The following is a 20,770-nucleotide window of genomic DNA, read 5'->3' on the forward strand; positions in this document are numbered from 1 at the left end:
GAGGTATATTGTATGATTAAAATTCCCGAATCTGTAGCCGTATATTTTAACTCGGTGAATGACAGAGAGCCGGAAGCTTTTCTAGCAGCATTCGACGAGCATGCTTATGTTCTTGATATGAAAAGAGAGTTCATTGGGAAGGAGGCTATTTCCAGCTGGAGCAAATCGGAATTATTCGAACCGAAAGTTCAATTTGCAATTACTGATGCTAGGGAGCAAGATAACAGTTTTATTGTCACTGTATCTATAGATGGTGAATTTGATAAAACAAATCTCCCTGACCCTTTCCTAATGAAGCATCGATTCATGCTTGATAATGGAAAAATCAAGGAATTGCATATCTCTTTCACATAAAACACTTAATACCAAGCAGAACAATTGAACTATCGTACCCAACGCCAAAAAGGGCTGCGACTGATCACTTACTCACCACCTGTCACAGCCCCCAAACCCACGCCTTCATGGAATAACGTCCGACGAACTGGTCCTCATAGACTGGACACTTAGAAAAGAGTGTTTAGTCTGTGAGGACCCGTTTACCCGTTATGCCGAGGCTCTTACTTGAATTCAATTTTTCTGTCTTTATAATAGTATTCCTTGTCATGGTCATTGATTTCACGCAGCACACGGCAGGGATTGCCGACAGCAACCACATTAGAAGGAATATCCTTCGTCACAACGCTTCCAGCTCCAATAACGGTATTATCGCCAATTTTAACCCCAGGGACAATGACAGCACCTGCACCAATCCACACATTTCGGCCAATATGTACCGGTATATTGAATTGCGTCACATTTTCGCGAAGATGGGGAACAATGGGGTGACCTGCGGTCGCTACCGTTACATTAGGACCAAACATCGTATGGTCTCCCACATAAATATGGGTATCATCCACCATAGTCAGATTAAAGTTGGCATAAACACCCTTCCCAAAATGTACGTGCTTTCCACCCCAATTGGCATGAAACGGCGGTTCAATATAACAGTCGTCACCTAGTTCAGCAAACATTTGCTCCATGAGCTGTTTACGCTTCTCCACTTCCGACGGACGTGTTGCGTTAAAATCATATAGTCTTTCCAGACATTGTCTCTGTTCAATCATCAGCTCTTCATCGGTGCAGTTGTATAGCTCGCCTATATGCATTTTCTCATAAGTTGTCATTTATTGATCCTCCATTATCGTCTGTGAGAGTTCGTGGATTTGCGAACAATTCATCCACTCGCACTCCCATCTTAGCATAATTAAACCCGGACAACTAAACCCTTGCTCTCCCTTTGGTATGGGATGTCCTTGTTGCGTAGTCATTGGGTAGTGCTACAGAAGATGTTTCTTGGGAGATGTTTCATGGCTGACTCCGGTGGGAGTGGTCATGACGACTTGTATGCCTGCCGGAATTCAAGTTCATACCTGGCAGGCAAAAGCGGAGTGGCGCCGCAAGACATTTGTCCACCGTTAGCGGATCGATCGTCAATAATGCAGGAGATTGCTGGATAATATTTAAACGTTTGCCCCTTCTTCGTCATAAAAAGTTCACCCCCTAGATTTACATCGGATAAACCAGGGTTTATTCCAATGTCTATTCTAAGGGGTACATTTCATCAACTATAGAAATACTTTCTTTTGTTGCATTACATCTTTTCATGCAATGTTAAATAGTTTTTTAAAAATCGCTTCGTTCTTTCATTTTGTGGATTTTTAAATAATTCCTCTGGCGTGCCTTGTTCCACAATATACCCATCTGCCATAAAAATCACACGATCTGCTACTTCTTTTGCAAACTCCATTTCATGGGTCACAACAATCATTGTTCTACCTTGTTTCATAACATCCTTCATAACAGTCAGTACTTCCTCTACAAGTTCCGGATCTAAAGAAGATGTCGGTTCATCAAATAAAACAACATACGGATTAAGCGCTAGTGCTCTTGCGATACCTACACGCTGCTGTTGGCCACCTGATAAGGCAACTGGATAGTTAAGCTCTTTTCCTTTTAAGCCTACTTCAGCTAATAAATCATACGCTACTTGCTCTGCTTGTTTTTTCGGCATCTTTCTCGTTAAGCGCAGCGGCTCTGAAACATTATGTAAGGCGGTTTTATTTTTAAATAAATTATAGTTTTGAAAAACCATTCCTGTATGGCTACGCAAATGAACAACTTCTGCCTTCGTATACTGCTCTACATTAACTTTTGTTCCATCAATTTCAATGATCCCTTTTTCCGCTTTTTCTAAAAAGTTTAAGCAACGTAAAAATGTTGATTTCCCTGAACCTGATGGGCCAATAATCGCCAACACTTCACCATCTTTTACTTCCACTTCAATGCCCTTTAAAATAGCCGTATTACCATAGCTTTTATGGAGGTTTTGAATTTTAATCATGATTTTGTCGCCTCCTTCAAGTACGGACGTTCCATATAATTCTCAAGCTTTGACTGTAAAAACGCTAATACTACTGTAATTGCCCAATAAATTAATCCAACGGCTAAATACGCCTCTAAAAATTTATAGGTAACAGCAGATTCAAGCTTTGCACGGGCTAACATATCGACTACACCGATTGTAAATGCCAATGAAGTTTCTTTAATCATCATAATATAGTAGTTACCTGTAGATGGAATAGCTACACGAAATACTTGTGGCAAAATAACTGTGCGCAATCCTTGCCACTTTGTCATATTCACTGCCTCGCAAGCTTCAAATTGACTTTTATCTACTGCTAAAAATGCTGAGCGGAATACTTCAGATAAATAAGCAGCATTTTTAATACTTAATGCGATAATAACCGCCGTTATGGCTTGCATGGAGCTTAAGCTCGGAAATAGTTGTGGTAATCCAAAATAAAAAATAAAAATTTGAATTAACGTTGGTACACCGCGGAAATAGGAGATGATGACTTTCAGTATCTGGTACAAAACGGGCACCTTTGCATTAATAATAACTGCAAAAATCAACCCGACGATGACTGCTAAAACAAATGATAATGTCCCCATATATAAAACAATCGGTAAGTATTTTAATATTCTTGGAAAAATATCAACCATATAGCCAATATCGAAGTTCACATTAACCCCTCTTCTCTATCTTTAAAATACGTTAAACATGTGAAGGCCGTACAGAGATTCCTCTGAACAGCCCTCAAATTATTATTATTTTTTGTGTGGAATTGTTACATCAATGGCACTCCACTTGTCTGAAAGCTCTTTTAGCTTACCGCTATCTTGTAACTTTTGAATTTCTGCGCTAAATGCTTCTAAAAACTCTTTATTTTCATCAGAGCGTACGAATGGGAAGCCATAGTCAAAATTAATTAAATATTCTTCACCATAAAGCTTTAATGGTAAACCTTCATTGCGAATTCGAGAAGCTGCTGTAATTTTCACATCAATGAATGCATCCAAACGCCCTAATGCTACTTCATTATATGTACCACTTACATCTTGGTATGGTGTAATATTGATTTCATTACCGTTCTCTTTATTCCACTTCTCTAAAAATTGGTGTAAATTGTTGCCTAAAAGTACTCCAACTTTTTTTCCTTTTAAATCTTCAATTTTATTAATGCTAGTATTGTCTTCACGAACAACTAATGTTGCACCAGAATATGCATACGGTGTAGAGAAATCGTATTTTGCACGACGTTCATCTGTCATCGCAATTAAGTTTGCTACTGTATCAATTTTACCTGTATCCAACATACCGAAAATACCTGAGAACTCCGCAAACTCCCATTTAATTTCATAGCCTAATGCTTCACCAACTAATCCTAATACCTCTACGTCATAGCCTTGCGCCTTGCCATTCGCATCTACTGAGATGAATGGTGGATATATTCCTGATGAACCAACAACCAATACGTCTTTTTTCGCTGCAGAATTACCAGAAGCTTCAGATGATACAACGTCGTCTTTCTTATCACCACATGCCGCTAGAAACAGCATTAATGTACTCATTACTAATAGAAACGATAATTTTTTAAAGCTACTCACTTAAACCCCTACCTTCTCTAATTCTTTTCCAATAACCTCTACTAATTCATCTGCAAAAATTTCACGTGGGTATTGGAACTCGATTTCATTAATGAATACAGTTGGTACCATTTTTACGCCACGTTCAATTGCCTCTGCTGTAATTAATAAGCTGCGATCAATGTTTGAAAATTCTTCTTTTAGATCGTACTTTTCTTCAATATATTTTTTAATTTCATGGCTTGAATATTTATCCCATGTTGCTTGGTATTTAAATAATTCACTAATGATTTCTAATGTTCTTTCCGGATTTGAATAATCTAAGTTAGCATTAATCAATGTTCCAGGTAATAACATTTCACGCGGTTTATCATAATGCTTCACTACTAAAGCAACTTTACTTTGTTCAAAATATTGCGGAAGCGTGTTGTCTACTAATTCATAAAATGTTGCACAATATGGACAAGCATAATTTAAAAACACTTCAATTTTCACTGGTGCATTTAAATCACCAATTACTAAATAATCATTTTTAATTTCAGCCATGTTATACCGCCTTTTTGTTATAATTTTCTGAGTTTTTTAATTCTACACTATTTATATAGGAATTGTAAACTATGTGTTAATAAAATTATTTATTGTTATTAAACCCCTAAGGTAATCCTACCAATTATACCAGGGTTTCCAATCACCCATAAATGTTACGAGACACAACTGCTGGCGCAACATGTTACAACCATGAGCGTTTCCAGAAAAAACTCGGCGACCGCTCCCCGGTTGAGTACCGAATTGCGATCGCCGTATAAAAGAATTTTCTATATTACTGTCACTCAGTACTAGACCAAATTGTACAATTGAATCTTGGGTGGGCATGGTTTCCTATCGATCCCTCTATTTAATCAAGAAGCTGGTCAAATGCGAATACCCGTAAACGAGATAACCGTTTTTTTGCTTTACAATGTATGCTGGCCCATCCTTCAACGCTATTTGTTCCAACGTCTTGCCTGTCTTTTTGTTGATTTGATAGAGGTAATCCTTCTCGTTTGTGAATCCATAACCGGACAGAATGACGTCACCGACAATTTGAAAATTTCTAGAATTGCTGACGAGCGATGAGGTTCTCCACAATACTCTATTATCGGAGAGACGAATTGCGGTAATGAAGCCATTCGCTCCGTTAGAGCTCTTGGCATATGTCCGGTGTCCATGGGAGACATAGAGAATCCCGTTCTCAACCGCCGCCCAGTTACTCTGCTGATAAATGAAATCATAGTCCTTTTGAATATATTTGGGGGAAATCGCATAGTTGATAAAATCGTAAACCTTCTCAACCTTTGTCATGGATTTATCCAATATGACAACGTACCTATTCTCAGCAAAGTTTAGACCATAGAACAGAATAACATTGTTATCTCCTTTTATAGCCTTCACTATCATTTGTCCTTTGTATTCGGTCGGAATGCCTGCGGGCAGATTGCCCTTGATAAACCGAAAGGAATTGGGAACCACATATTGAGAATCCAGAAACTCTTTGGGTTCATCATAGGCAACCTCAATAGACTTGACCGAATTCTGCTTCAGTGTCAATTTTTTTGTTTTATTGGCCGCTGCATTTGGATCGATTACCGTGCTTAAATAATAATAAAAAGGCGGTTTCGATAGTTGAACCGGCTTTATTTGATCCAAATTCGCAATGTTATTTGCTTCGATCCCTTGTTCTTTCGTTGAGTCATCATTTGACTCTGCACCCATAATCGTGGAACTTAACATGAAGAATAAAACTGTGAAAATAGCGACGAATCGGCTTAATTTCATCAAGGATTGACCTCTTTTCTACTCTCTCAAATATACCCAATATTTTACTATATAAATATTTAGGAGACAATAGATGGTCTAAGCTGCTTCCTTTTTCCATATGCCAATGTCACGGTTATCTAACCAATCACCGGAAAACGAATCATCACTGTCGTGCCCTGTCCTACTTCGCTGCTAATGTAGATAGTACCTTGATGCTGGTCGACGATCCAGTGTGCGATCGATAGCCCCAGGCCCGCTCCATGATCCCCTCTATCTCTTGCAGAATCTCCCTTGTAGAAGCGATTAAATACAAGTGGCAAATCACGTTCTGGAATACCCGCTCCGTTATCTTTAACGGTTACGAGAAACGATCTCCCCTGCCTAGCGCATCCCAGGTCGATTTGTCCATGCTCTTGAGAAAATTTTATGGCATTGTCTAACAAAATCATAAACAACTGCATGAGTCGATCCTCATCGCCATTGATGAGCATTTCCGCACTCTCTACTTGGACTCGTAGCCGCAACTGCTTGTACTCCATGATCGGCTCAATATTTTTAGCTGCTTCTTTAATAGTCCCGTCAAGTCGCACAGGCTTACATACGATTTCTTCCTCATGCGAGTCACCTCTTGCCAGAAGCAGCAACCCGCTGACCATGTTGCTCATTCTTTTCGTTTCTTTCAGAATGGCTGCGATCGGTACGCTTTCTTCCTCGATCGTATGATCGGGATGCCGCAGCAGTAATTGCATCTGCCCTTGAACAACGGAAAGCGGACTCCGGAGCTCGTGGGAGGCATCCGCGATAAACTGCTGCTGCTTGTCCCAAGCTTTCTGGATCGGAACAAGAGCCCGTCTAGCCAATAGGTAACCCGCAATGACCGATAACATTGCACCGATGCCAATGCCAATTCCAATTGCCCACAACAATCGGTTCAAATAATACACCTCGGCCGAGATTTCCGTAATGATCTGAACGGTTTTCAAGGGTGTATTAGACATCAACACTTTCTCTATTTCCGGCAAGTGGCCCTGATAGGGTCTGCTTACGAATCGGTAGATTTTATTGCCTAATTGTATTGACTCGGGTCCTGAAAGGTGTAGTTTTTCCCGAAGCGTCCCACTCAAAGTATTAAATGGCTCTTTATAATAGACGCTTCTCATCAAGAAATCGTTAGAATCCCAATAATAAATCATGTTGAATCGTTCTGGTTCTTTCGAATCAATATTAATGACACTCTCTCCGGTACTCAGGGAGACCTGTCTCATATGATCAATATTGAACACCAGCATACGGTCTATGTCTGAATAAATTTGATAACGAGCCAGTCCATATAAAACTCCCCCCAGTATGACGAATAAGCAAAATACGATCGCACTGTTCCAGATCGTCATTTGTACGAGCGTTCGTTTGATCATACTGGGGTTTGCTCTCCTTTTAATTAGCCAATTTGATGTATGGATTTACTTCCTGTTCTCATATTGAAAAAGTTACTGGGTGGAAATCTCGAACTTTGCACCGACATCGCCAGCGAAAACAATGGAACCTCCCGCGGGCAGCACCGTTTGATCCTTGTCTTCGATGACACTGAAATAGATGCATGCTCCATTCGCATCATAAACGGCGAAGGAGGCGTTCGAGGGCATGTTCACCTTAATAGTCTTGTCCCCGTCTTTGTCGGTTATCGTATACCACTCAGCGTATCCGCTCGATGGAATGGCAACGATTGACCTCTTAGCCAATTTCATCGGCTTCACGGCGTCCTCGTTCACTAAAATTCTTCCGCCTTGCTCCAGATACTCAACGCCATCCTCCTTGAAGAACGTTAAACCAGAGAGATCCCGCCCATTCACTCCCGGAATTTGCAATTCGGAGACTGCCGTATTGGGGCCAGTTATTCGCTTATCCGAAACGTATCCCGGCAATTCTTTCGACATATTCAAATGAATGGGCGGCAACACCATATAAACGAGCGACGTATACTTCTCATTCACCAGATAATATCTCTTGCCGTCGCGCTGAATCCATGGCTTTATTGTCTCTTTCGGAAGATCTTGAGGCTGGAGCTTCTCGGCGGTGTACATAGACGAGGCCGTCTGCCCAAGACCCGGCGATGAAAAGTAGGTACGAACCCAGTAGTAGGTGCGGCCGTTCTCCTTCGTTACGAAGCTCGCCATCACATTCCCATTCGCACTCCGAAAGGTGCCGTCCGCCGAATATACGTAGGTCTGATCCAGATTAATTAGCGTCTGCTCCGAAGTGACGGACATGACGCCTCCTTCAGTAATATCGATGTTAATCATTCCAACGAACGAACCATAGATTCCCGAATACTGCAGCATGGACTTCGGCATATCTGCCTTTACCGGCGCGCCGTACGACTTCTCAGGCTTGAGCTCGGCAATTTCCCCTTTCTCTTTCAGCGCCTGAAGCAGGATTGCGTTCGCCAGAAGCTGGTTATCCCCACTGTTCCCGCCGGAAGTGACGACAGCAGCTGCTATATCCTGCTCGGGAAGCACAACAAGCGACGCATGATAGAGTTGTGTGTCCCCGCCTTTAGTCAGCCCCTTTATTCCATATTCGCTGAAGGGATACAGATTAACGCTGTCCCAGCCGAGACCGTAATCGATTGAGTTATCCGCATCGTCAGGCCACAAAGACGTCTTATACTCTTCTTGAGCCATGGCTGCAACCGATTCAGCAGATAAGACTTCTTTTGCTTTCCCCGTAAATATTTGCGAGAATCGAGCCAAATCTTCCGCTGTAGAATAGATGCCTCCAGCTCCGATCAAGTTGATCGTCTGATTAGGAAGTTGTCCGGTATAAGTAGGATAATAGAGTCCGGCCATTTCGGCAGTGTTCGGAGAGTCGAGCGGCGTCATCGTATTGGCCATGCCTAGAGGCTCCGTAATATATCGATGGATGTAAGAGGTAAAGTCCATGCCGCTAACATACTCGACCAGAATCTCGGCCAACGTAAATCCGTCATTGCAATAAACCGAATAAGCCCCTGGGTCAGCCTTCAAGGTTTGTCCGACCAGTTGCTTCAGCAGTGTGTCGTGGGCATAAGTATCGTTATCCTCGAATAAATCGGCGTTTACTGCCGAGGTTCCATTCAGACCGGAAGAATGATTTAACAGCATGCGCGGCGTAATTTGCTTATAGCGCTCATCTTTCATCGTAAATTCAGGGATATATTGAACGACCGGCTTATCGAGATCAATTCTCCCTTGTTCGACCAATTGCATGACGGCAACCGTTGTAAACATTTTGCTCGTCGAGCCAATCCCGTACATCGTGTCTTTCGTGAGCGGCTTCTGTTCCTTCGCATCATTCTTGCCGGATTGGCCCGATATGACGATGTTGCCATGATCGATAATGGCGTACTGAACGCTGTTTACGCCGTATCTTTTCGCGAGAAGATCGGCCTTCTCCCTTGCCGCTTGCCGGGTTGCTTCGTAGGTGATCACAGCCTCGTTCGAAGGCAAGTCCATTGCTGCCTTCGGCTCAATCCCGTCAGATGCATTCAGCGCCATTGCCGTATTCTGCGTCTCTACCGGTGTAGGGTTGTCAGCGCAGGAGGTTAACAGTAGACACAAAGATAGCAGAACTCCCATTAGGAAGGTCAACCGAGTATTCTTAAACACCTGTCGTCGTAAAAGGCTCATCAATTGTATCCCCCTTATCTAAATATATAGGGAGTATAAAAGATGAACCTTTGATTTTCCTTTGAAGAAACGGCTACATCTTGAGTTTGTATCCCAAGCCTCTTACCGTTTGAATAAATTGATCCGCATGCCAGGGGGATAGCTTCTTCCGAAGATAATGAACATAAAGCTCGACGATGCCGATTCCCGCTTCCGAATCGAGCCCCCAAATCCGGTTATAGATTTGTTCCTTCGTCAGGATCTGCTCTTTATTCATGAGCAAGTACTCAAGCAGCTCATATTCCTTTTCCGTTAAAGTCAACTCTTCTCCTGCAACCGTCACCACTCGGTTTCTGACTTGAATAGCGATCGGTCCGTAGCTAATCTGCTCTTCTTGATTAATCTTGCCATAACGGCGCAACAGTACTTTGACTCTGACGATCAGTTCAGGAATTTCGAACGGCTTCACCACATAATCGTCTGCTCCGATCGTTAACCCTTTTACCCGGTCGTTTAATCCGTCTTTTGCCGTCAGACAAAGGATCGGAGTATCCACTCCCAGCCTCCTAATCTCTTGGATGAACATAAACCCATCAACCTTAGGCAGCATAATATCCAAAATAATGAGATCGAACTCGCCGTACAAGGCGTGATGCAAGCCCTCTTCCCCGTTATGACACTCTATAACCTCGTATCCTTCATCCCGCATAACCCTCATAATCGTATACGATATCGCTATATCATCCTCTACGATCAGCAGTTTCATAGTCTCCTCCATGTAGTGGGGCGTGTTTTAGGATAGGGTAACATATTAAAATATATTTGTGAGCTTTGTTAAAGAAAACAATTCCAGTTTATTTTTAGTGTTCTATAGTGGACTAGCAGGCTCTCCGTTAGTATGAGGCATAAAAAAATCGCCGTGGCGCTTAGGTCACATGGCGATTTTTTCAAGATCCGCGTACTGCTATACCTCTTATTTAGAGAAAAGCTTTGCAGACTTTTTCGCCAGCTCAAACGATAGCAAATGGATCGGGGAATTCAGCTTGATTCCTTAATTCGCCTGATTCCTTGCACGATCTGCTCCTTGATAGTCTCCCGCAGCGAGTAAATAACCGGTGACGAAGGAATGTCGAATTTATAATGGGAGTGAGGAATTTCCGTGAGTATGGTGCCGATTGCGTTGCCTTGCTTGTCAAAGACTACGTTCCAGAATATTCTCGATCTGTTGTCTTCCGTACCCCATTTTTCAAGAGAGTTTCGGAAAATCAAGCGCTTGCCGATAACGAAATCATTCTCTTCGATCTTCTCCATAGTGCTGAAACCGGCATCTTCCAACTGATCGAATAGGAACGGCATAAGCTGATCCAAATAAAGACCGTAGGCCGCATCTTCGATTTCAGCAAAAGCAGCCGTCAATTGCTCATACATGGATTCGTACAAAGACCTCCACTCAGACTCGATATAACTGTTGGCCACTTCACTTATTTCTTCGATCGCCATGTCTTCCCGAAAAATCGAGGATCCATTCTTCACAACCAAACGCCTCCTTCTCATCATTTCAATTCGATTGTAGCACTTGTAAGCAAATTAGAAGGTTATGCAAAATAGTAGCAGGAGTATCAACTGTTTTTATTGAAAACCTTATAAGCAAGTTTAATCTTTAACTTCTGTGGCGAGGAGAGATGACAGGTTGACGATGCGCCCCAAAAAAATGGCGGAGAGATTCATGATCAGCGCCAGCACGATAAGGAATTACGAGGCTAAGGGCCTCATACCTCCAGCTGAGCGATCATCAAATGGTTATCGCATTTACACGGACCTGCACGCAGCCTATCTATCTTGTATCCAAGCCATGGCCCAGCCATTCGGAATGGAATTGACTGCCGAGGTCCTTCATTGTCTCCATCAAAACAAACCGCAAAATGCAATGTGGATCATCAGGGAAAAAGAAATCGTTTTGTATGAGGAAAAAGAGAAATTAGAGAGGTTAATCGAAGATATTCGCATTTACTCTAACGAAGATAAATCTCCATATGCCGGGGAGCCGTTCACCATCGACGAAGCATCCGAATTAACACAGGCTTCTACGTCGGCGATCCGCTACTGGGATCGAGCAGGATATGTCATAGCGGATCGGGATCCTGCCAACCGTTATCGTCAATACAGTGGATCTCATTTGCTAAAAATCAGGTTGATTCAAATGCTGCAAAACTCAGCATATTCAGAGGATACCGTGAATTTTAGGCAATCTATCGCCGCGACCGAACATACTGATCTGCAAGGCGTCATGGAAGTAGCTGAGAATATCAGGATTTATTTAGATAAGATCCTCGAATCCCAGATGCGTGGGATATCCTGTTTATACGAATTGATTCAGTTTACAAAAGCCTAGGGTCTTGCAAACTGTTGACAGAAAAGCACAAAGAGGGCTGAAACAGATTACTTGCTTCCAATCTGTCTCAGCCCTCCTACCGTGCATGACGGAGTCTTTCGGCTCTATTATTTATATTGCGAAGTTGTTAGCGGAACAAACACGGTTCCACCGTCAGAAATACTGCCTTCAACAAACAATTCTTCAACTCCGCTAACGTTAACCTCAATTGTTGTTAAGCCATCCTCTGCCTTAATAAGCTTTACTTCTTTTAAGATTATATCTTTTTTAGTATCTTTAACGGTAATATTCTTAAGGTCGGAGCCGATAGCTGCAATTTGCAGTTGAAGCGTTTGATACTTTTTATTTGGATGCAGCATAAAGTTGACGGAGCGGTCTCCAGTACCATTATTAAAATAGGCCTCTTTGTAATCCTTGCCCTTATAGGAAGTGAAGGCCGGGTCTTTAGTGTAGTACATATCATTGAAGCCAACAGACAAAGGCGTGCCTTCAGTCTTCTCTCCAAAAATAATCGTTTGTGTCGCTTGGTCATAATCAACGGCTACACCTAGTGCATCCGCTATCGCTCTTGCTGGAACGTAGTTGGCATTTTGGTACTGGATAGGTACGATTGCGCTTCCTTTAGCATCCTTCAGCTGCACGGATACCCCATTTACTTTAACTTTCACGTCGGGATTCAAGTATGCTTTAATTTCTTGCAGCTTTGTCGCTGCATATGCTCCAGTGCTCATACTTGCCAAAATCGTTACTCCTAAAATGGCTGCCATCGTTTTTTTCTTCAAAATATCTTCTCTCCTTAATATATGAAAATGGATGGTAATTAATGAATAATATACCTTAGAGATAATTGATATACAAGTTAAAAAAGCACTAATTACAACGAAAGAGCGACCTCGATATTATTGCCCGGTAGTTGGAGTGGCGTAGTATTGATGACAGTAATAATAATCGGTTCTTTATCTACGCTTGACCTTCCCATTCTTGGTAAAATCGCTCTACATACTGTTCCATACCAATCACTCCAGTTGACTTCGAAAGTCATTTGAGTGTATTTAGCTAAGCTATACCGGCTTTTGGAGTGAGCGCATGTCGTCGATAAACAATAGAATGCTTGTACAGAAGAGAGTCGCCGTGATGCTTAAACAGAGAACGAATGCATTAAAGCCATGATCAATAGAAAACAGACCGAATTGAACAAAGGTCAAAATAAGACAGAGCAATGGGAACATCATCTGAATAATTTTCACCATTCTTCTCTGTACCGGATTGCGCCTGATAAGCGCGTTGACAAGAATGTCGACGACCAGTGGAAGCGGCACGAACAAAATCAGGGTAAACAATCGAAAGCCGTCATCCGGTCCATTGGATTCTACGAAAATAAATAAGTCCAGATACAAATAAATCACATAACCTAATGTACAGAGTAATATCAAATGATGAATAATTTTCAGCGCTTTATTGACAGATGTATCTTGCAACAGCCATCACCTCAGATTCCGAATTTGTACATCTTCAAAGAAGGAGCCGTGCTGCTAACACGACTCCAACAGTACAGTAGACCGCTTCAAAAACGGTCGACTTAGGTAAAGCAGTCAGAATTTAGACGCTACCTTACAGGAGGCGGTCTATTTCTTTTGGTTACAAACCGTTCTATGCGTTTGTCCTACTATATCATAATTTGTAATAATTAAGGTGGTTGAATACTGATTTTTGCCCCCGGCAACCTCATAAAGCGCGTTGCCTCCTTTCATTCTTTGTGTCGGTACAAGATTCTATGAGCTGTACATCCCCTTACGAAAAAACGTCGGCAAAAGCCTTGTTGGATTCGACTCCTCAAAGCATACCAATAAGAATTATATCGCCATAAGGACGATGTAATTCGAGTCATATACTACTGTGCTGATTAAGCCTTTTCTCCCTCCCCAACCGCAACCGGATTCTCCTCAACAGAACTCCAATCGCTCCAGCTGCAAAACTGGTACTGAAAACCATTCTGAGTATGCTTCTGGACAATTCAATAATCGACAATGAAATGTGAATATTGGTGTGGTAGATCACCAATGGATGTAACCTAACCTCAATACGAGCACATCCTTAAGCCATCTGTCAAAATAATTATTTTGACGATACATTCCTTCAAAATAAAGCAGGGACAAGACAATATCGTCTTGTCCCTGCCTAAATTCCTAACTCTCTTCCTAGACTCGACCATTTAATGCAAATATCTTCATAACTTGATTGCTATCCAATGGTTCCAAGTGAGCCAGATCATTCCTAGCATCATACACGAGACGGAATGTGTTCTCATCCTCAGCATTGCCGAACCCGTTCGATTTGAAATAGTAGTACCACATATGCCTAAACTCCATGTCCTGCGGGGATTGCAGCTCCCTATCGAAATTATCTCTAAGGGGCAACATACCCTGCAAAGCCGTTCCATACCGCACAATAAAGCTTCGACGTATCCTCTCAATGATCGGAAAAATCGTTTGGATCTGCGCTTCCCATACGATTTGCTCCAAAGGCATCCCCTCGTCCACCAGCCTTGCCGCCTCTTCGTGGTCGGGCACCAGTCTCAATAATAATCCTCGCAAATCAAGCGCGGCTTCTTCCGTAGCCAACGCACTGCATAGATCAGGATTAGTGCCCGCAATCCGAGAGGCGAGCAGCGTAATATAGTCTCGTGCCACCAATGACAGATGTTGACGTTGCGCCACGCAATACGAAGCGAACAGTTGCATGTCATAGCTCGTGAAGTACGCCTCCCATCTTAGCATCGTTATACCTTTGCGTGATTGGGCAAGTGGAGCAGCACCGCTATAGGTGAGGATAAACAGCCCATTACGCATAGTACTGAATTTCGCGTATTCTACGGCAGTATCGATCCATTCCATCCGCAGATTGGCATCCCTTACAATGAACGCACGATCAGCCAGCAAGTGATGCTTCGCTATGTATTCAATGCGGCTGCCATCCATCGGATGAAAGTCACTCTGAGGCGCGTATCTGTTCATTAGCGTTTCACCAATTGCAACATTCTCACCCCAAGACTCAGCATAAAAGTTCTCGATATGGAGGCTGCTATCCCACTGCCGTATTCTATCCTGCAGCAGAAGGAAGAAGTGGTCCATGTAGGGAACTTCTTCAATTAGTAGCACCTTTCCGCTCTCAACCGCCGCTACTGCATCATGAAAATAACGGGCGGCACCGGAGATAAAGTTCCACCAAATCGTCTGTTGATCCATCGCTTCACTTCACCCCCAACTCATATAGCTGCTCGAAGAGTTCGAACTCGCTGCTTCCCAGCATTTGGAGGAAGCTATGACGGTTAAATACATACTTGTCAGATCCGCGCGTCTCTCGGCGGATAATATTTAGCTCATCCATCTCTTCGAGCAGCGCCGCAACACTGCCTTTCTTTAAGTTCGTAATCTGGTCTATCCCAAATTCGTTGCAGATTGCGAGAATATCATCAACCGACGTGCCCGGACCTGCGTCCGACGAGTAATAGCGATAAGCTATCGCTTTCGCCAAAGTCTCGTATAGGTTATCCGAACCCAACTTAAGCGTAATCCGGAATTTGTTCTCGATCTCGATGAGGAATTCCTTCTGCCCGAGCAGCGTCTTAATATATTTCTCATCAAGCAAATAAGGTGGGTTCATATTCTCGTTGTAATTGCCATTGCGATAGCTGTCGCTGATCGCCTCGATAAGCTTCTCGCAGTAGAAGTGAATGAGTCCCGGGTAATAGTTCGTCTTCGCCAGTATTAAGTTGATGATGTCCTCGCCGTTCTCCTCGATCCGAAAGCCCAAGTAATGCAGTGGTCGCAAAAGTAGATCGCGGGCATCCAAGTACTTGAGCGGCCGGATTGTAATATGTCCGAAGTGGGCCAATACGCTGTTCCCACCCAGCCGCTGTTTGTCGAACCTGATGACGTCTCGAAGACCGGCTAGCACGAACTTGAACTGTCCGTTGAAAGTGTTTTTCAGCTCACGCAATATTTCCAATGGCACGTTGCCGCTCTCTTCGCAACTGGCCAAGAAAGCATCCGTTTCGTCGAGCAGCAGCATGAGCTTGTGGATGGGCGTGTCTATATCAGTGAGCCGGGCGCGTAGCGCCGTTCGCAATTGTTCCCACGTGCCGCAAGGTTCCGTCAATACTTTATCGGATACCATCGCTTCGCTAATGCTCCTTAACGAGGCATCGGCATCCTTCTCCCGTAAGTCTACGAAGACCACATAACGGCCCTTGTCCGGATTGTGCTCCCGGTTTTTGGACTCGTGAAGCAACGCAGTCTTGCCGAGTTGCCGGCCGCCGTAGATGAATATCGGCCCGTTTAAATCCCTGATTTTGTCCAACTCATCGGTTCTTCCGATAAACATCTCGGAAGGGATTCTACCTACTGGAATATACGGCTGAATCTTGCTCGACGGAAGGGCGACCATTAGAAACGCATTGCCACGTTCGATCTGGCTGTAACCTGCAAGGAACAGCGCCATGACCCGGTCGATGACGACAACGATTCCCGGGAATGACTTCAGCTTAATGGATTTAGCCAGCAACCTGCGGTCCGCCTGCGACAACGCATAATCCAGAATGACGATCGTCGCCGATCCGTTGCCCACACCGCGATGCGCGACTTCGTCCAGTAAATTATCGGCCGTGCGCACACCCGCCATCGTCAGAATCCGTAAGCCTTTATGCACGGCGTCCGTTCCAAATTCCTTGAACGGGTGCGGATAATGGCCGAGCAATGCATCCTGCGCAGTTGGATACACCATGAATTCATTGTCGCCCAGCCGCTCGACGTGCCTGACGCGGTGGAACAGCAATTGCTCCATGAATTCTTTGATATGGTCGGGATGCAGCTTATACCATTGCCGAATGAACCGCTCCGCACTCGCTACATTGCGGTTATTCTGATTCGAGAACAGCATTCTGCGAACCGATTGGTCGTAAGTCCGGTACAGATCAACATTTTTGTGTGCGTTGCAGCTATTAAAGAGAACTTGATAGCTGCTGTGGAACTGCGTAAGTAGATCGCTGTCGAACATCTGGATCGACGAAGTGTCCTTGTAGCCTGACGCTGCGAGGTGAATATAGTCTTCGGCCACCGTCATGTTGCGCTTCTCAAGAGCCATCTCGATTTTCTGAAGAATCGGCCACTGCTTCAGCACCTCTTCGTCGTCAATTAGTTCTTCGCGTTCCTTTTCGCGGAGAATGTCGCTCTTCAGGGCGTTCAGACGGCTACGCATCGCTTCCATCCTGATATCCGCGCGATGTACGATGTTCATTCTGCATACATCTAGCAGTCGCTTGAAGAATCCTACGTTCTGTGTCTGCTCCGCGTGCTTCTTGGCCGCTTCCGCAAGCCGGATATACCCGTACATCTCGTCGTTGCTGGACATCTGTCCGTAGTTTTGCGCGAGTTCCACTTCGGTCCGGAACTCTTCGTTATATCTGCCCAGTTGCTGCATGGCGCGGCGACGGGTATCCTTCACCGTCGTTTCGTTCGGCCACTCTCCCGGCCTACTGGCAATAAGATCAAAGGCACCCATGTTGTACTCGCGCAAAGCCTGGCTAGCTGTATCCTCCCAGGTCCGTTGCTCAGCATTGCAATGTTCCAGCAGCCGCTCCCATAGCCGGTATCCGGGAATCGGCCGTAAGTCCTGCAGCCATTCCCCGTCTCCGAATGGCTTATAGTCATCGCTGATCTCGATGCTGACGGACAGCAGCAGAGGTTCATAAAATCGTTGGTCCGGCTCGCTCGAAACCCCGTCCAGCACTTGTTGAAAATGTTCAATCGTTGAACGGAGCAAAGCATATCCCGCCTCGTGCCAGTTGACCGTTGTATCCTCGAGCTGACGCAGCGCTTCCTGCATCAACTCCTTTGTGCGATTGCGGGTTTTACTCGCCATCTCTGAAGAAATTTCCGTCGTCCCTTTCTTTGCATTTAACGCGTTGCGGCAAACGTAGCAACGCAGGAGCAACTCCGTCGCATCGCGAAGCCAGCTCCGCATCCGGCTGCGATATGCGCCCTTCAGCATGTTGCTTTTATCGCTCGCCGCCTTCATGCTCATCCCTGCCCAGTACCGATCGATATATTGTTCAAGCTTGCCCTCATTCGAGTAAAGCTCCAGGCCACCCCATTCTTCACTCAGCGGAATATCCGTGAATTGCTGGCAAATATCGCGTAATTGCGACAGAGGAATATTGTGTGCCTGCTGAAAATAACCCGTAATAATGCCGCTATTGCCGTATAGCTCCACCGCCATCTGCTTTACCTTGCGATGATTGATCTCCGTCGAGACGTTGCGCGGGAAAACGGTTTTCAACATTTCGCCGATCTGGTGGCGGCTCTGCTCCAGAGCATTGTTAATGCCGAGCTGGTTGCGTACGTCGGAAGAGGTGCAATATTTGATTCCGATATTATAACGTTCGATGAATGCCCAGAAATAACTGATGAGTTGCTTGATACCCGGATAAGATTCCAATACTCTGCTCGACAAATCGCTGTTGATCTGCCGCCAACGATTGTTCAACCGGTAATCATTCGGAGTATCCGGATCGAAGAAAAGTCGGAGCCACATCGCTACCTGTAAGTAATCGTCTAATTGCTCATAGGGTCCGAATGGCAGATCGACGGGCAGATCGGCGAGCAGATGAACATCCATCTCACCCCGCAACGGATCTCTCACAATATACGAGATTTTATCCCGTAGAACGGCGGCTGCATCCGAATACTCCGCCGCTTCGTGCAGCAGCAGCATGCCCTCCGCACGACGGCCCAAAATGAACATCCGCATGGACGTGTCGACAATGAGCTGCAGTTCGTCAGCCCCAATAGCAGCGTTTTGCTCGGCAGCCACTTCTGTTTGCTCTTCCAACAGATGAGAACTGTCACCAATATTCGGAAATTCAACTTCCAATCGCTGAGTGGTCAACGAGCTTTCACCCGCAGGCACCGACTCCGAATCGAATTGCTCCTGCTCAGCGACAGTAGAAATTTTCGCCGTTTCATCTCCTCCCTGCTCCGACTCCAAATCTTGCAGACCAAATAACGCGGCGAACTGATCTTCTCCCATTTCATCTCCAATGAATAGCTTACCGTTTTCGATCAAAAGGAAATACGCCGATCGCTCCGCGCGAGACAGAAGTCTAGCCCATAATCTTCCTTCATCCGGGGCTAAAACAATCATCATTGGGCTGATCTCAGTATATTGCTCCAGCATCTCGGCAACCTTGTCGTAATCGCCCCTCATAGCAACTGCATTCAGTAACCCAGGAATCAGCAAGAAGCGTTTATCAGTCTGCTTGTCATGAAGCTCCCGATGCGGGAATGGCATTATTCTTGGCGGACCGACTATAATCCGTTTCGGAAGACGCGCAAAGAAGAACTCCTGCACGCGATTGAACAGACGAAGCCTAAAAGCAATCTCTTCTCTCTGATCCGCATGCAGTACCCGGGGTTCTTCCTCCTGGCGGAAGAAAAGCTTGGTGCCTACTCGTGTCTGGATGAGTTTGCGGCTTGAGTCCTTACGGAACGCTGCGGCTCCATAGGCGCTAAGTGTGTAAAAGATATCAGAGTCGAAGCGTAGGGTAATTGTATGTATTGACACGTAACCCTTTTGGTAGAGCTTATTTAAGGTGTCTGTGACAGCTTCGAGTGCTATGCTCGGATCGGAGCCGTCTCCGTTCTGCTGTTCTGCAAAAATATCCAGCTGACTTTGCGCCACAGCTCCATTGTTATAAAGATAACTTAATATGACGAATGCCAACCGCGGACGAACCGAGATTTGCTTAAGATCCCCCTCAAACCGATTCGCCGAGAAGTTGTCCGCCAGCTTCTTCTTTTCCATTATATCGTATTGAAGCACGGTGAAATCGACTACCCCACTCGTGAAACGCAAGCTCTCCAGGAAATCATCCGAATATTCCATGAGCGGCCCGCCTTTCGTGAAGTCCATAATGGCCTCGTATGAAGCAGCACCCTCCTTTTCGGCTTCGCCAGTCATAATTAATTCATTGATTTCCGAAAGGTCTTCAGTTAGTGCAGCCAAAGTGCTCTCCGTAAGCCCAGTAAGCTCGACCGCGGCGACCGGAGACTCATCCGCCCTCAATGATAGCCATCCCTGCTCAAGCGCATATCGAGTCGCAAATCCAATGGATTTCGTAATCTGCTTGAATGTGTCTAAACTATTGGTTGCTGATTCGGGATTCTCAACGATTTGAATTACTGCGTGGTATACTTCCCATACCTCCAGTAGCTGTTCTTCGACATCCACGTCTAGCAACTTGCTCGCGGTCGCCTGTTGGAGAGAGAATTCCTCGAACACCTCTTCATCGGAGCAATGCAAGCGGACGAATAAACGAACCGCTTCTTTCGCGTGCGCAAGCTTTGCCGACTGAAGAGCGTTGCTCTCCACTTCCCGTACAAACCAATTCAACTCCGTCATGGTAGAAGGTTTCTGATAAGTTAGCGGAAGTTGACTCAAAAGTTCTTCTTGAAGTCGGAATATCGTCGATAAGACCGTTAATAGATCATCCAACGCATTTACGGGCCACAAATCATCCGACTCCGCGATTTTTAAAAGCCTTTCCACATGTTCAATTGCTTGTTGACGAGCCTGTTCCAACAATTGTATTTCTTGACTTACACCTTTTATGTGTTCGATATGATCCAAAATATTCACCACTTCCCTTCATTATCTAGTCCTATTCTACTATATCCTACACTTTCTCTCTACTAGAAACTGGGATTTTAAGCAGATTCCACATATCTAGTATAGCGGTTCGTGAGAAACTGGATTCCCCACACAGTAAGTACAGTCTGCGTATTAAATATAGAACTTCGTTTTGCTCAAATTAATTTTGAGTAAATCAGTAAAATCAGTAGTTTATGTAACTATTAATTCACAGAAACAACGTATTTGTTGGTTTTGCGTTGAATTGCCATCTTGTTTCGTTAGG

General features: G+C 44.5%; 16 protein-coding genes. 2 read left to right on the plus strand and 14 right to left on the minus strand.

The window, feature by feature from the left end; all coding sequences use genetic code 11:
* Positions 1–12 precede the first annotated feature (12 nt).
* Positions 13–354: a nuclear transport factor 2 family protein gene (locus tag ACFVTB_RS05335; protein WP_387746118.1), complete on the plus strand. Its 342-nt coding sequence runs from the start codon at positions 13–15 to the stop codon at positions 352–354.
* A gap of 203 nt (positions 355–557) precedes the next feature.
* On the opposite strand, the gene ACFVTB_RS05340 is transcribed toward ACFVTB_RS05335, so the two are convergent.
* The 10 genes from ACFVTB_RS05340 to ACFVTB_RS05390 form a co-directional block, all read right to left on the minus strand.
* On the minus strand, positions 558–1,163 hold the full coding sequence (locus tag ACFVTB_RS05340; protein ID WP_387746120.1) for a sugar O-acetyltransferase: 606 nt from the start codon (positions 1,161–1,163) through the stop codon (positions 558–560).
* A gap of 467 nt (positions 1,164–1,630) precedes the next feature.
* A complete protein-coding gene (locus ACFVTB_RS05345; RefSeq protein WP_387746122.1) occupies positions 1,631–2,380 on the minus strand; it encodes an amino acid ABC transporter ATP-binding protein in 750 nt (249 codons plus the stop codon).
* A complete protein-coding gene (locus ACFVTB_RS05350; protein ID WP_387746124.1) occupies positions 2,377–3,063 on the minus strand; it encodes an amino acid ABC transporter permease in 687 nt (228 codons plus the stop codon). The genes ACFVTB_RS05345 and ACFVTB_RS05350 overlap by 4 nt, the downstream gene beginning before the upstream one ends.
* An 84-nt stretch (positions 3,064–3,147) precedes the next feature.
* Positions 3,148–3,987 (minus strand): transporter substrate-binding domain-containing protein, encoded by an 840-nt coding sequence (locus ACFVTB_RS05355; protein ID WP_387746126.1) that lies wholly within the window; start codon positions 3,985–3,987, stop codon positions 3,148–3,150.
* Entirely contained in the window at positions 3,988–4,512 is a 525-nt protein-coding gene (locus ACFVTB_RS05360; protein WP_387746128.1) for a thioredoxin domain-containing protein, read from the minus strand.
* Between the two features lie 345 nt (positions 4,513–4,857).
* Positions 4,858–5,781, minus strand: a complete 924-nt coding sequence (locus ACFVTB_RS05370; protein ID WP_387746131.1) for a hypothetical protein — start codon at positions 5,779–5,781, stop codon at positions 4,858–4,860.
* Positions 5,782–5,900: 119 nt separating this feature from the next.
* Positions 5,901–7,178, minus strand: coding sequence for a sensor histidine kinase (locus tag ACFVTB_RS05375; RefSeq protein WP_387746133.1), 1,278 nt, complete (start codon positions 7,176–7,178; stop codon positions 5,901–5,903).
* 72 nt (positions 7,179–7,250) lie between these two features.
* Positions 7,251–9,296 carry a serine hydrolase domain-containing protein gene (locus ACFVTB_RS05380; protein ID WP_387746197.1) on the minus strand — a complete coding sequence of 682 codons (2,046 nt, stop codon included), beginning with the start codon at positions 9,294–9,296 and terminating at the stop codon, positions 7,251–7,253.
* Between the two features lie 205 nt (positions 9,297–9,501).
* The gene (locus ACFVTB_RS05385) at positions 9,502–10,173 is read right to left on the minus strand and encodes a response regulator transcription factor (RefSeq protein WP_387746134.1); all 672 of its coding nucleotides are present in this window, start codon (positions 10,171–10,173) and stop codon (positions 9,502–9,504) included.
* 272 nt (positions 10,174–10,445) lie between these two features.
* The gene (locus tag ACFVTB_RS05390; RefSeq protein ID WP_387746136.1) at positions 10,446–10,940 is read right to left on the minus strand and encodes a DUF6022 family protein; all 495 of its coding nucleotides are present in this window, start codon (positions 10,938–10,940) and stop codon (positions 10,446–10,448) included.
* 163 nt (positions 10,941–11,103) lie between these two features.
* Between ACFVTB_RS05390 and ACFVTB_RS05395 the strand changes: the two genes are divergently transcribed.
* Positions 11,104–11,799 carry a MerR family DNA-binding transcriptional regulator gene (locus ACFVTB_RS05395; protein WP_387746199.1) on the plus strand — a complete coding sequence of 232 codons (696 nt, stop codon included), beginning with the start codon at positions 11,104–11,106 and terminating at the stop codon, positions 11,797–11,799.
* 107 nt (positions 11,800–11,906) lie between these two features.
* On the opposite strand, the gene ACFVTB_RS05400 is transcribed toward ACFVTB_RS05395, so the two are convergent.
* From ACFVTB_RS05400 to ACFVTB_RS05415, 4 genes are all read right to left on the minus strand, one after another.
* Entirely contained in the window at positions 11,907–12,581 is a 675-nt protein-coding gene (locus ACFVTB_RS05400; RefSeq protein ID WP_387746138.1) for a stalk domain-containing protein, read from the minus strand.
* A 279-nt stretch (positions 12,582–12,860) separates the two neighbouring features.
* Positions 12,861–13,277 (minus strand): hypothetical protein, encoded by a 417-nt coding sequence (locus ACFVTB_RS05405; RefSeq protein WP_387746140.1) that lies wholly within the window; start codon positions 13,275–13,277, stop codon positions 12,861–12,863.
* Between the two features lie 720 nt (positions 13,278–13,997).
* A complete protein-coding gene (locus ACFVTB_RS05410) occupies positions 13,998–15,044 on the minus strand; it encodes a hypothetical protein (protein ID WP_387746142.1) in 1,047 nt (348 codons plus the stop codon).
* Between the two features lie 4 nt (positions 15,045–15,048).
* A complete protein-coding gene (locus ACFVTB_RS05415) occupies positions 15,049–20,256 on the minus strand; it encodes an AAA family ATPase (protein WP_387746144.1) in 5,208 nt (1,735 codons plus the stop codon).
* Between the last annotated feature and the right edge of the window lie 514 nt (positions 20,257–20,770).

Origin of the sequence: Paenibacillus sp. NPDC058071, from assembly GCF_042885235.1 — a bacterium.
Taxonomy (GTDB): Bacteria; Bacillota; Bacilli; order Paenibacillales; family Paenibacillaceae; genus Pristimantibacillus.